General features: G+C 73.1%; 14 protein-coding genes. 4 read left to right on the top strand and 10 right to left on the bottom strand.

Features of this window, described 5'->3' with window-relative positions:
• Positions 1-35: 35 nt before the first annotated feature.
• From hpt to dacB, 4 genes are read right to left on the bottom strand one after another with little or no spacing between them, the layout of a single operon-like run.
• Positions 36-590 carry a hypoxanthine phosphoribosyltransferase gene (gene hpt, locus ACT26F_RS15340; RefSeq protein ID WP_471671415.1) on the bottom strand — a complete coding sequence of 185 codons (555 nt, stop codon included), beginning with the start codon at positions 588-590 and terminating at the stop codon, positions 36-38.
• Between the two features lie 4 nt (positions 591-594).
• Positions 595-1,545, bottom strand: coding sequence for a tRNA lysidine(34) synthetase TilS (tilS, locus tag ACT26F_RS15335; protein ID WP_471671414.1), 951 nt, complete (start codon positions 1,543-1,545; stop codon positions 595-597).
• 25 nt (positions 1,546-1,570) lie between these two features.
• Positions 1,571-2,611 (bottom strand): zinc-dependent metalloprotease, encoded by a 1,041-nt coding sequence (locus ACT26F_RS15330; RefSeq protein WP_471671413.1) that lies wholly within the window; start codon positions 2,609-2,611, stop codon positions 1,571-1,573.
• Between the two features lie 41 nt (positions 2,612-2,652).
• A complete protein-coding gene (dacB, locus tag ACT26F_RS15325; protein ID WP_471671412.1) occupies positions 2,653-4,008 on the bottom strand; it encodes a D-alanyl-D-alanine carboxypeptidase/D-alanyl-D-alanine endopeptidase in 1,356 nt (451 codons plus the stop codon).
• Positions 4,009-4,087: 79 nt separating this feature from the next.
• On the opposite strand from dacB, the gene ACT26F_RS15320 reads away from it, so the two are divergent.
• On the top strand, positions 4,088-4,570 hold the full coding sequence (locus ACT26F_RS15320) for an inorganic diphosphatase (protein ID WP_471671411.1): 483 nt from the start codon (positions 4,088-4,090) through the stop codon (positions 4,568-4,570).
• Positions 4,571-4,596: 26 nt separating this feature from the next.
• On the opposite strand, the gene ACT26F_RS15315 is transcribed toward ACT26F_RS15320, so the two are convergent.
• Entirely contained in the window at positions 4,597-5,208 is a 612-nt protein-coding gene (locus ACT26F_RS15315) for a TetR/AcrR family transcriptional regulator (protein ID WP_471671410.1), read from the bottom strand.
• A 95-nt stretch (positions 5,209-5,303) separates the two neighbouring features.
• On the opposite strand from ACT26F_RS15315, the gene ACT26F_RS15310 reads away from it, so the two are divergent.
• Genes ACT26F_RS15310 through ACT26F_RS15300 form a run of 3 tightly spaced genes read left to right on the top strand, consistent with a single transcriptional unit; the run spans position 5,304 to position 7,913 of the window.
• Positions 5,304-6,089, top strand: a complete 786-nt coding sequence (locus ACT26F_RS15310; protein ID WP_471671409.1) for an SCO6745 family protein — start codon at positions 5,304-5,306, stop codon at positions 6,087-6,089.
• Positions 6,086-7,105 (top strand): nicotinate-nucleotide--dimethylbenzimidazole phosphoribosyltransferase, encoded by a 1,020-nt coding sequence (cobT, locus tag ACT26F_RS15305; protein ID WP_471671408.1) that lies wholly within the window; start codon positions 6,086-6,088, stop codon positions 7,103-7,105. Before ACT26F_RS15310 ends, cobT begins: the two co-directional genes overlap by 4 nt.
• A 34-nt stretch (positions 7,106-7,139) precedes the next feature.
• A complete protein-coding gene (locus ACT26F_RS15300) occupies positions 7,140-7,913 on the top strand; it encodes an adenosylcobinamide-GDP ribazoletransferase (RefSeq protein WP_471671407.1) in 774 nt (257 codons plus the stop codon).
• 3 nt (positions 7,914-7,916) lie between these two features.
• On the opposite strand, the gene cobU is transcribed toward ACT26F_RS15300, so the two are convergent.
• Genes cobU through ACT26F_RS15275 form a run of 5 tightly spaced genes read right to left on the bottom strand, consistent with a single transcriptional unit; the run spans position 7,917 to position 12,681 of the window.
• The gene (gene cobU, locus ACT26F_RS15295) at positions 7,917-8,447 is read right to left on the bottom strand and encodes a bifunctional adenosylcobinamide kinase/adenosylcobinamide-phosphate guanylyltransferase (RefSeq protein WP_471671406.1); all 531 of its coding nucleotides are present in this window, start codon (positions 8,445-8,447) and stop codon (positions 7,917-7,919) included.
• A 19-nt stretch (positions 8,448-8,466) separates the two neighbouring features.
• A complete protein-coding gene (locus tag ACT26F_RS15290) occupies positions 8,467-9,111 on the bottom strand; it encodes a hypothetical protein (protein WP_471671405.1) in 645 nt (214 codons plus the stop codon).
• The gene (locus ACT26F_RS15285) at positions 9,108-9,923 is read right to left on the bottom strand and encodes an ECF transporter S component (protein ID WP_471671404.1); all 816 of its coding nucleotides are present in this window, start codon (positions 9,921-9,923) and stop codon (positions 9,108-9,110) included. Before ACT26F_RS15285 ends, ACT26F_RS15290 begins: the two co-directional genes overlap by 4 nt.
• Entirely contained in the window at positions 9,920-11,521 is a 1,602-nt protein-coding gene (locus ACT26F_RS15280; RefSeq protein ID WP_471671403.1) for an ABC transporter ATP-binding protein, read from the bottom strand. Before ACT26F_RS15280 ends, ACT26F_RS15285 begins: the two co-directional genes overlap by 4 nt.
• A complete protein-coding gene (locus ACT26F_RS15275) occupies positions 11,518-12,681 on the bottom strand; it encodes a CbiQ family ECF transporter T component (protein ID WP_471671402.1) in 1,164 nt (387 codons plus the stop codon). The genes ACT26F_RS15280 and ACT26F_RS15275 overlap by 4 nt, the downstream gene beginning before the upstream one ends.
• Positions 12,682-12,686: the final 5 nt, after the last annotated feature.

Genomic DNA, 12,686 nt, shown 5'->3' with positions numbered 1-12,686 from the left:
CGACGCTCATTCAGGTGGGGTTCCCGTCCCGTTGTTCAGGAGTACATGTGTGTTGCCAGTGTGCCGATGCTGCGCAAGTTCCGGTACTTCTCACTGAAGTCCAGACCGTAGCCGACGACGAAGGCGTTGGGGATGTCGAATCCGACGTACTTGACGTCGACGGGCATCTCGAGCGCCTCGGGCTTGCGCAGCAGCGTCGCGATCTCGACGGAGGCCGGTCCGCGGGACCGCAGGTTCGCGATGAGCCACGAGAGCGTCAGGCCGGTGTCGATGATGTCCTCGACGACGAGCACGTGGCGGCCGGCGAGGTCGGTGTCGAGGTCCTTGAGGATCCGCACGACGCCCGACGACTTCGTGCCGGCGTACGACGAGATCGCCATCCAGTCGATCTCGACGTGGCGGTCGAGCGCCCGCGAGAGGTCGGCCATGACCATGATGGCGCCCTTGAGGACGCCGACCAGGAGCAGGTCGCGACCCTCGTAGTCCACCTCGATCCGACGGGCCAGCTCGGCGAGCCGGGTCTGGATCTGCTCCTCGGTGAAGAGGGTCTCGGTGAGGTCGAGATCGGCCTCGACGCGCGCGATGTCCACGGTGTCAGCGTGCCACAGGCGTTGTCACGAATCGCACGCGATCCCCGTCTCGGACCGCGCTGACACCGCCGGGCAACTCGATCCGGGACCCACCGGGCGCCGACAGCAGTCCGTCGAGGGCGCGCGTGTGCGCGAACGTGAGCTCACCGGCGACCGCGCCCGCGCCGATCGCGAGGCGCCGCCAGACCCGCGAACGGACGGCTGCGTCGAGGTCGGCGAACGTCCACACGTCGTCGATCTCACCGGAGTGCGGGACGGCCCCGGCGGCGACGTGGTCGAGCGCGTCGGCGTCCGCGCGGACGAGGTCGGCGGTGCGGGCGAGGGCCTCGGCCACGCCCCCGCCGAGCACGTCCTCGAGCAGGGGCAGCAGCTCGTGGCGCACGCGGACGCGCCGGAACCCGGGGTCGACGTTGTGCGGGTCGTCCCACCAGTCGAGGTCGTGCAGGGTGCAGATCCGTTCGGTCTCGGCCCGGCGCAGCGTGAGGAACGGCCGGCGCAACCGGTCGTTCGCGGGACGCATCCCCTGGATCGCCCGCGGTCCCGACCCGCGGCCGAGTCCGAGCAGCACGGTCTCGGCCTGGTCGTCGAGGGTGTGCGCGAGCAGGATCGGCGCCGGTCCGGCCTCCTCGTGCAGCGCTCGGTACCGCGCGACCCGCGCGGCGTCCTCGGGGCCCGTGCCGACGTCGACGACCTCGACGGGGTGGACCCGGGCGGGCAGCCCCAGCTCCTCGCACTGCGCGGCGGCCCGGGCGGCCACGTCGTGCGAGCCGTCCTGCAGGCCGTGGTCGATCACGACCGCGCGGGCGCGGGCGTCACCGCGACGGACGAAGAAGGCGACGCACGCCGCGAGGGCGAGCGAGTCGGCCCCGCCCGACACCGCCACGACGGCACCGTCCCCGAGGTGCGGTCGCACGAGGTGGCGCGCGCGGGCGACGAGCGGGTCGAGACGGCTCATGCGCGGCCTCCCGGGCTCCATGGCGTCACCCGTGGACGCGGGCGACCCACGACTTGGGGTCGGTGATCTCGGCCTTGGAGGGCAGGTTCTCGGCCTGCGCCCAGACCGCGTCGAAGCCGTCCTTGCCGACCTGGTCGGTGACCTGACGCACGAACGCGGCGCCCTGGCTGTACTGGCGCATCTTCGCCTCGAACCCGAGCAACCGGCGGAGCACCTTCGACAGTGCCGAGCCCGAGCCGCGGCGGGCCGTGAACTTGCGACGGATCTGCGCGACGGACGGGACGATCTCGGGACCGACGTCGTCCATCACGACGTCGGCATGGCCCTCGAGCAGCGACATCATGCCGGTGAGTCCGTCGACGACCTCGCGCTGGCGCTCGTTCTGGAACAGGTCCGACAGCGACTTCTCGGACTCGCCACGCACGATCCGCACGAGCTCGGGCAACGCCTCCGCCAGGGCCTCGCCGACGGCGTTCCCGCCGATGTCGGTGGCGTCCATGAGCGCACCGACCTGGCCGAGCAGGTGGTCGCGCATCCACGGCACGGCCGTGAACTGGGCGCGATGGGTCTCCTCGTGCAGGCACACCCAGCGGCGGAAGTCGGACGGGTCGACCTCGAGGTCGCGCTCGACCTGGACGATGTTGGGCGCGACGAGCAGCAGTCGGCCGGGACCGGAGTCGCCCTCGGCGAACGGGTCGAACTGGCCCAGCACCTTGCCGGCGAGGAACGACACGACGGCACCGAGCTCGGCACCGCTGACCCGGCTGCCCACGGCGAGCGGCAGACCGGTCGGCATCTTCCCCGCGGCCTCCAGCTTCGCGTCGAGTGGCCGCAGGATCATCTGGAACGAGGCGAGGTTCGCGTCCGCCCACCGCGGTCGGTCGACAACGAGGACCGGAGTCGGGTGCGCGGGCACGAGCCCCGTGAACTCGCGCACCGGCGCCTCGGCGTCGCGCGAGGCCTCGCGCAGCTCGGCGACGACCTCGGAGACCTCCGCGTCCGTCAGGTCGGGCCCGGGACGCACGAGCCGTCGGACCGTGCCGCGGGCGACGTTCCAGTCGATCATGGCGTCCAACCTACGGGAGGGGCCAGCGCCGGACCGGCCCTTCAGCCGCAGGCGCAACCGACGAGGTCGGCGGCGACGCGGTCGAGCGCGGCCTGGGTCACGAACGGGTTCACCGACTCCGTGTCGTCGGCCATCACGGCGAACGCGACGGGCCGACCGCCCGCGAGGGTGCCGATGCCCGCGAGGGTGTGGACGCCGGTGAGCGTGCCGGTCTTCGCGCGGACCAGACCCCGTGCGTCGCCGAGCATCGCGTAGCGGTCCTGGAGCGTCCCGCTGAAGCCGCCGACCGGCAGGCCGCTGACGAGCGAGCCGAGGGGCGGCGCACCGCTCGCCTCGACGAGCGTCTGCGCGAGCGTCGTCGGGCTGATCCGGTTCCCGCGCGAGAGGCCGCTGCCGTCCTGCAGGACGAGACCCGCGGCATCGACACCGGCCGCCGTCAGGTCCTGCTTGACGGTCTTCGTGCCGCCGTCGAACGAGGCGGGTCGGCCGGCGCCGATCGCCGCCTGGCGCAGCAGCACCTCGGCGACCTCGTTGTCGGACGAGCCGAGGAAGGCCTCGACGATGCGGGCGAGCCGAGCGCTGCGGACGCTCGCGACGGCCGTCGCTCCGGCGGCGGCCACGACGTGCCTCGGGTCGCCCGTGACCTGCACACCCCGGGCGCGCAGCAGCGCCGCGAACGCCCGGGCGGCATCGCCGGACGGATCGGCCGAGCGACCCTGACCGACGCGGCCGCGATCGATCCACAGCGCACTCACCGGGGCGACCACGCCGCCGCTGACGTACGTCGACTCCCAGCCCGGGCTGACCGACGGTCCCGTGAACAGCGAGTCGTCGTAGCCGACCTCCACGGGACCGGAACCGACCCGCTTCGCCGTCGTCGCCGCGAGCGTGGCGAGGTCGGCCCGCTCGACCGAAGAACCCTTCACGGGTCGCTCGGTCAGGTACGGATCGCCGCCGCCGACGAGCACCACCCGGTTGCCCTCCCGCACGACGCTCGTCGTGAACCTCGCATCGGGACCCCGCTCGGTCAGTGCCGCGAACGCGGTCAGGAGCTTTGTGGTCGACGCCGGCACGAACGCCCCCGAGGCGTCCTCGACGAGGACCGAGCCGTCGCGCGCGTCGAGTGCCACGAGCCCCGCATGGCCGCCGAGCGAGCTCGAGTCCATCGATCCGGCGACGGCCTTCGCGAGCTGGGCCGCGTCGATCGCGCCCTCGCCGACCGAGGCGGGGTCGTCGGGAACGGGGGTCGCCGTGACGAGACCCTCCGGCGGCGTCACGAACTCGGCAGCGCACGCACCTTCGCACAGCACCGGATTCAGGTCGCCGCGCACGTACAGCAGGACGATGGCGGCGAGGGTGACGACGACGAGCAGCGGCAGCACCCACGCCGCATGCACTCGGTCCCCCCTGCGGGCAGCCCTGGCCGTCACGTGCGTCAGACTATAGAGAGCCGAAGTGCAACAGTCCGGAGGAACCGTGTTTTTCGACGTCACCGTGGAGATCCCCAAGGGAGACCGCAACAAGTACGAAGTCGACCACGAGACGCACCGCGTGCGTCTCGACCGGTTTCTGTTCACCTCGATGGCCTACCCGACCGACTACGGGTACATCGAGGGCACCCTCGGACTGGACGGCGACCCGCTCGACGCGCTCGTGCTGCTGCCCTCGCCGACGTTCCCCGGCTGCCTCATCGAGTGCCGGGCCGTCGCGATGTTCACGATGACCGACGACGCCGGCGGCGACGACAAGGTCCTCGTGGTCCCGAACGACCCGCGCTTCGACCACATCCAGGACCTGGCCGACATCCCGCAGTTCACGCGCGACGAGATCCAGCACTTCTTCCTGCACTACAAGGACCTCGAGCCGGGCAAGTACGTCGAGGACAACACCAGCTGGGTCGGTCGCGAGGCGGCCGAGGCCGAGATCGCCGCGAGCATCGGGCGCTTCGGCGAGCACTGATCCTCAGCGGGCTGAGAGCGAGGGGCTCACTGGTCGTCGGTCCGCTTCGGCCTGACGACGGCGGCCAGCAGGTCGCCGAACACGTCCATCTCGATCTTGGGGTCGAGCGCCTTCATGCCGCCCAGACCCACGCCGAGCGCGAGCATCGCCGTGGCGACCTGCTCGACCGGCAGGGTCGTCTCGAGTCCGGCCTGGTCGACCGTCGAGTCGATCAGCTGGGCGATCAGGCGGTGGATCTCGCGGTGGCGCTTCACGAGCTCGGTCGCGACCCACGGGTTCTGGCGCGCGACGGCGGCGAACTCGACCTCGAGCGTCGTCCACTGCGGATCGCCCAGGCCCGACCGCGACCACTCGACGAACATCTTGAGCCGCGACTCGATCGGCGTGTCCTCGGAGAAGACCTCGAGCACGCGGCGGATCTTCTCCGCGTGGATCGCGTCGAGCACCGCGAGGCAGAGCTCCTCCTTGCCGGCGAAGTTGGAGTAGACCGCGCCCTTGGAGAAGCCCGCCTCGACGGCGACCTTGTCCAGTGACGTGCCGGAGTAGCCGACGTCCATGAACATCTGGCCCGCGACCTCGATGAGGCGTTCGCGAGTCTGCTGTTGACGCTCGGCGCGCGTGACCTTGGGCTCTGACACGGTGGTTTCCTCCAGCTTTCGCATACCGATGGTATCCGAAATCGTGGATTCGTCACGGCTTCGGCGGGAATCGCGGGGCTCACTACGCTCGGGCCATGACTTCACGCGAGCTCTGGAAGGCCGTCGAGACCGTGCACACGGGCGTCTACTTCGTCCCCGACGTGACGGCACGCTACGCCGCCGTCGGCCTCAAGGGGTACTGGATGGGGTACTTCGCGAGCCGGTCCGCGGCCCTCGGCACCCCACCGGCCGAGCTCGTCATCGCGACGTTCCACGGCTTCGCCCCACGCTGGGTCCATCGGGCCCTGCCGGACGCGTGGCGGTTGGCCGATCGCGACGCTGTGCTCGAGGCCCGGTACGGCCTCGCCCGCGACGTCCTGACCCCGGCGGCGACCGAGGCGACCGCCCTGGCCGGGCCCGTGCGCGCCGTGCTGGAGGGCGTCGACTGGGCGGGCAAGCCGCTGGGAGCGGCGCATGCGGCGCTGCCGGCACACGACGACCCCGTCGTCGACCTGTGGCAGTCCGTCACGGCGCTGCGCGAGTACCGGGGCGACTGCCACCTGGCGGTGCTCACGGCCGCCGGCCTCGACGGGGCCGAGGCGAACGCGTTCGCGGTGGCGACCGGCTGGGCGAAGTTCGACAACCAGCGCGAGCTGCGGGGCTGGACGACCGACGAGTGGCAGGCGGCGATCGAGCGGCTCGCGACCCGCGGCTGGCTCACGACCGACGGCGCCGCGACCGACACCGGGCGCGCGGCCCGCCAGCAGGTGGAGGACGCCACGGACCGCGTCGTCGCCGCCGGCCTCGACCGTGAGGCCACGGCGCGACTGCTCACCCTCGAGTCCCGGGTCGTCGACCTGGCCGCGAGAATGGCGGCATGATCACCCCACCCTCGACCACCGCGCGTGACGCGGCCCGCGAACGACTGTCCGCCCTCGCGATCCCCGCCGGTGCCCTCGGCCGGCTCGGCGACCTGGCGGTGTGGTGGGCATCGACCCGGGACGAGGTGCTCCCCGCTCCGCCGGTCAACGTGCGCGCCGTCGTGTTCGCCGGCGACCACGGCGTCGCGGGGCACGGCGTCTCGGCCTATCCGGCGGCCGTGACGCCGGCGATGGTGCGCGCCTTCTCGTCCGGTGTCGCGGGCGTGTCCGTCCTGGCGCGGCAGCACGACGTGCACCTGCGGGTGGCCGACATCTCGGTCGACGCCGACTTCCCCGACCTCGGTCCCGAGGTCAGTGCGTTCAAGGTCAACCGCGGCTCCGAGCCGATCCACCTGCAGGACGCGATGACCGCCGAGGAGACCAGCCGGGCCCTCGACGCCGGCGCCCGGATCGCCGCCGAGGAGATCGCGGCGGGAGCCGACCTGCTGATCGGCGGCGACATGGGCATCGGCAACACGACGACGGCAGCGGCCCTGATCGCGGCGTCGCTCGGTCTTGCCGCGGAGGACGTCGTCGGCCGGGGCACGGGGATCGACGACGACGCGCTCGACGCCAAGACCGCGGTGATCGCGACGGCCCTCGCCCGCGCCGGTTCGCGTGTCGTCGACCCCGTCGACCGGCTCACGGCCCTCGGCAGCCCCGACCTCGCCGCGCAGACCGGATTCATCGTCGCGGCCGCGCAGGCGGGCGTCCCCGTGCTGCTCGACGGCTTGATCTCCGCCGCCGCCGCCGTGGTGGCCGAGCGGATGACCCCGGGCGTCGCCCCGTGGCTCGCGGCCGGCCACCGGTCGACCGAGCAGGCTCAGTGGCGCGCGCTCGACAAGCTCGGCCTCAAGCCGCTGCTCGACCTCGACCTGCGACTGGGCGAGGGCTCGGGTGCCGTCGCGGCCGTGCCGCTCGTGCGCTCGGCCGCCCTGCTGCTCGCCCAGATCGCGCGGCTCGACGAGGTGCTGTGAGGTCGCCCCGGAGCGCGGAAGGACGGCGGAAGCCGTGATCCGGGTCGTCGACGCGGTGCGGCTTTCCGTGGGCACGTTCAGTGCCGTGCCTGTCCCGGCGCCGCGCACGGTCGACCGGCCCACCGCGGGGCTGGCCGTGTCCCTCGCGCCGCTCGCCGTCGTGCCGGTCGGAGTCCTCGTCGCGTGCGCCGCGTGGGCGGGGCGCGAACTGGCGCTGCCGTCGCTCGCGACCGGCGCCCTGGCGATCGGTCTCGGCGTGCTCGGCACCCGCGCGTTCCACCTCGACGGCCTCGCGGACACGGTCGACGCGCTGGCCGCCTCCTACGACCGCGAGCGGTCGCTGGCGATCGCCCGAACGGGCGACGTGGGTCCGGCCGGCGCGGCCGCGCTCGTGCTTGTCGTACTGCTGCAGTGCAGTGCGGCGGGGGCGCTCTCGGGTGCCGCCTGGGGACCCGTGGCTGTCGGCGCCGCGTGGTGCCTCGCGCGTGCCGGGGCCACCGTCGGCCTGTGCCGCGGCGTGCCGGCCGCCCGCGCGGACGGGATGGGCGCGACGTTCGCGGGCAGCGTGCCGATCCCCGCCGTCGCCGTGGCGTGGCTCGTGACCGGGGCGGCACTCGCCGGGCTGTCCCTCACGCTCGGCTCGACAGGCGTTCCGGGAGTCCTCGCCGGGCTCACGGCACTGCTCGTGCTCGCGCTGCTGGTGCGCCACGTCGTCCGCCGGCTCGGCGGGATCATCGGCGACGCCGTCGGCGCCTGCGTCGAGGTGTGTCTCGCGGTCCTGCTGCTCGGCCTGGCCACCGCCGCCTGAGGCTCAGAGCTTCAGCACGCGACCGGCGACGACGAGCAGGACCTGGTCGCACTCGTCGGCGAACCGCTGGTTGACCCGGCCGAGCAGGTCGCGGAAGAGCCGGCCGGAGCGGTGCTCCGGGACGACGCCCCAGCCGACCTCGTTGGTCACCAGGACGACATCGGCGACGTGCGCCGACATGGCCCCGATGGCCAGCTCGACACGGCTCCAGAACTCCGGCTCCCAGTCGTCGAGCGTCTTGTCCCATCCGTCGAGCTCGCTGATCAATGACGTGACCCACGTGCCGAGGCAGTCGACGATCACCGTGCCGTCCGCCATCGCGATCGCCCGCTCGAGATCGGCCGTCTCGACGGTGTGCCAGTGGGCGGGGCGGCGCTCACGGTGGGTCCGGACCCGCGCGGCCCAGTCGGGATCGAAGTCGGGGTCCGGTTCCGGTCCCGGTGCGACGTACGTGACGTCCGGTGACGCGACGACGAGCGACTCGGCCTGGAACGACTTGCCCGAACGGACACCACCGGTGATGAGGGTCCTCACGGTCGAAGCCTAGCGCCGCTCAGGTGCGGCGGCGGGCGACGACGAACGCGGCGCCGGCGACCGCGGCGGCGGCCAGGACGGCGACGATGAGGCCGATCGGCAGTCCAGAGTCCTCGGAGTCCTCCGCGTCCTCGTGGTCGGCGTGGGACGTCTCCTCGGCGGCGGGGACGACCGCGGCGGCACGCGTCTCGGCGTTCGCGTCGTGCGCGACCGGGACGTCCTCGCCGTCGGCGAGCAGGTGGTAGACGAGGGCGACGAAGTCACCGTCCTCGAGCTGGTACTCGCCCAGGCCGGTGGACGCATAGCCCCAGTCCTGGCCCTCCTTGGCGACGAGGAAGGCCCAGTAGCCGGCGCCGCTCATCGGGTCCCCGCACGTCTCCTGCTCCGCCGTCGGCTGACCGTCGATGCGGCACACCATCGGCATCGCGGCGGAGGTCATGTCCGTCTCCAGGCCCGCCTCGTGCATCGCCTCGAGCGCCGTGGTGTCCGCGGCGTGCGTCGCGCACAGCACCTCGTCGTCACCCTCGAGGCTGCCGAACTCGACCACGATCGGCACGTCCTGCGCCGTCTCGCAGGTCTCGTGCGCGGTGGCCGCCGCCGGCACGGCGATGACGCCGGCCGCGAGGAGGGTCGCGCCGACGAGGCGGGCGATCAGGCTGTTCATGCGGACTCCTTCGGGAGGTAGCGGGCACGCCGGGCGGCGCGACGCAGGGTGGCCAGGACGGCCGGGCCGAGCACGACGATGAGGATGGCGTTCGTGATCGCGCGGCCGGTGTCCCAGCCCCACGTGGACGTGAGCAGGGTGAAGACGAAGAACCGGTGCAAGTTGTCCAGGACGGCATCGCCCGGCACCATCGCGAGCGAGTCGGCGGCGCCGGGGACGGCGATGCCGAGCGTGAACGGCCACGACGACAGGTTCATCAGCAGCCCGTACGCGTACGAGACGGCGACGCCGTAGACGACGAGCATCGCGATCTCGGCCCGGCCCGTGACGCGACGCGGCAGCAGGCCGGCGCCCATGCCGATCCACGCGCAGCACAGCATCTGGAACGGCAGCCACGGGCCGACACCCGACGTCAGGAGGGCCGAGGCGAACAGGCTCGTGCAGCCCAGGACGAAGCCGAAGCCGGCACCGAACACACGCCCGCCGAGGATCAGCAGGAAGAAGACCAGCTCGATGCCCGCGACGCCCGCCCCGAGCGGCCGGACGGCGGCGTTGATCGCGCTGAGGACGCCCAGCATCGCCAGCGCCTTCGAGTCGAGTCCGCCCTCGGAGAGCTCGGCGACGACGACCAGCACGATGACGGGCATGAGCGCCATGAAGATGAAGGGCTGGTCGACGCGCGTCTGGTCGCCCGCCGGGGTGAGGATGAGCGGCCACAGGAACATCACGAGGCCGGCGACGGAGGCCCCCGCGAGGACGAGCACCGATCGCCGGGTCAGCGGGACGGCGACCGAGGGTCCGACCGCGCTCACCGGACGACCTCGCGCGGCAGGGCGGCGGCGACCTCGTCGACCGTGAGCCACTGCGCGCCAAGCACCTTGGCTACCTGCGGCGCGAAGGCGGGCGACTCGGCCAGGACCGTCGCGGCCGGGCCCGACGAGACGACCTCGCCCTCGGCCATCACGACGACCGTGTCGGCGATGCCGGCGACGAACTCGACGTCGTGACTCGACACGACGATCCCGCGACCGTCGGCGGCGAGGTCGCGCAGGATCTGCGCGAGTGCCGCCTTGCCCGGGTAGTCCAGGCCTCGGGTCGGCTCGTCGAGTGCGACGACGAGCGGCTGGGCCGTGAGCACGACGGCCAGCACGAGCGCGAGCCGCTGCCCCTCGGACAGGTCGCGCGGGTGCCGGTCGTCGGGGATGCCCGGTGCGAGGCGGTCGAGCAGTCCGCGGCACGTGCCGCGGTCGGCGCCGGCCTGGTCGTCGGCGGCCGCGCACTCGCGGGCGACCGTCTCGAGGTAGAGCAGGTCGGCCGCGGTCTGCGGCACGAGGCCCACGAGCATGCGCGCCTCGGCCGGGCGCACGTCGCCCGGATCGACTCCGTCGACGTCGACGACCCCCGACGTGCGGTCGCCCGTGCCCTGCACGGCCCACAGCAGCGACGACTTGCCCGAGCCGTTGCGCCCCATGAGGGCCACGACCTCGCCGGCCCCCACGACGAGATCGACGCCGGCGACCGCCGTGAAGGATCCGTAGCGGACCGTGACGCCTTCGGCCCGCAGGGCGGCGGGCGGTCGCGTCCGCCCCCGCTCGGGCGGCGCGGCCAGGCGCGGAGTCAGCTCCTTGGCCCGGCGCCGCGCCTCGCGCACCGAGAGCGGCAGCGGCGACCAGCCGGCGAGCCGACCCAGTTGCACGAGGGGCGGCGCCACGGGAGCGTCGACGAGCAGTGCCGCGGGGGCGCCACTGCGCACCCGACCGCCCTCGACCACGACGAGCTGGTCGGTGAACGGGACGACGCGCTCCATGCGGTGCTCGGCCAGCACGACGGTGAGCGCGAGGTCGTCGACGAGTCGGGCGATCGTGGCGAGCACGTCCTCGGCCGCCGTGGGGTCCAGCGCCGAGGTCGGCTCGTCGAGCACGAGCACGCGCGGGTGCATCGTGAGCACGGCGCCGATCGCGACCCGCTGCTGCTGACCGCCCGAGAGCGAGCGCACGGACCGGCGGCGCAGGTCGGCGATGCCGAGCAGGTCGAGGGTCTCCTCGACGCGCCGGCGCATCGTCTGCGGGTCGAGGCCCAGCTGCTCCATGCCGTACGCGAGCTCCTCCTCCACCGTGTCGGTGACGAAGCCCGACAGCGGGTCCTGCGCGACGTAGCCGACGAGGTGGGCGAGGTCGCGAGGCGGTCGACCCAGGATCGAGGCGCCGTCGAGGACCACGTCACCCGCGAGCGTGCCGCCCGTGAAGTGCGGGACGAGGCCGTTGAGCATCCCCAGCAGGGTGGACTTGCCCGAGCCGGTGCGTCCGGCGACGAGCACGAGCTCGCCCTCGTCGCACTCGAGGTCGACGTGCGAGAGCGTGGGCTGCTCGGCGCCGTCGTACCAGAACGTCACGTCCTCGAGCCGGATCACGGCGCACCTCCCGCGGGCTCGTGGGCCGACGGCGGCGCGGGCGCGGCGAACACCGGCACGATGCCGATCGCCACGACCACGAGGGTCGCGATGCTGACCTCGGGCCAGCCCGGGACCACGGGATAGAGCACGAGCGGCTGCTCGCCCGACAGCACCTTGAGGCCGACCGCCACGGCGATGCCCGAGCCGGCGACGACGTACTCGGCCACCCGCCAGGGCGTGGGCCGGTAGCGGGTGCGGTGGACCCGGCGTCCGGCCGAGCGCAGCGCCAGCGCCGCGAACACGAGCCCGGCGACCAGCATGGGCCACGAGAGCACCCCGGGCGCCGTGCCGTCGAGGTAGCCGTACGAGCCGACGCTCAGCCCGAACAGGCCGAGCAGCATGAGCGCACCCGTCGTGAACCGCTCGCGCGGCAGGGCCGATCCGGTGCGGCCGTAGCCCCGGGCGTCCATCCCGGCCGCGAGGGTCATCGACCGGTCGAGCGCGTCCTCGAGGACGGGGATCACGATGCGGTGCATCGCGCCGGTGCCCCGGCTCGCGTCGCCGCGCAGCTTGCGGGCGCGGTTGACACGGCGGACGCTCTCGGCGAGTTGGGGGAACACCGACACGGCGACGACGAGCGCCGCGCCGACCTCGTACAGGGCGGGCGGCACGGAGGCGAGCAGGCGCTTCGGGTTCGCGAGCGAGTTCACCGCACCGATGCAGATGATGAGGGTGGCGAGTCTCAGCCCGTCGTACAGCCCCAGCAGGACCTCGTTGACCGTGACGTCGCCGAGCAGCTGGACGCCGCGCGCGACCTCGGGCAGCGGGATCTCCGGCAGCGGGAACAGGATCGCGTCACCGGGGACGGCGCCGCCGCCGAGCAGGATCCGGAAGACGACGCGGGTCACGACGACGAGCGCGCCGAAGTACAGGTAGTAGCGGAACGACAGGGCCCAGGGCGCGTCCCCGCGACAGGCCGCGACCACGAGCGCTGCGATCGCGATCGTCAGGACGAGCAGGACGGGGTTGAGCGTGAACGAGGCCCCCGCAGCCAACCCGAGTCCCCAGAGCCACCACGCTCCGGGATGCAGCTCGCGGGCCTCCCTGCCCGAGATGTGTAGCGGAATCCACCCCGAACCGGAGGGCTGGCCCCGATTCGGGTGGACGTCGCTACGCATCTGCT

It is taken from the genome of Aeromicrobium sp. SP1, from assembly GCF_055663785.1.
This window is presented reverse-complemented; position numbering and strand designations above follow the sequence as displayed.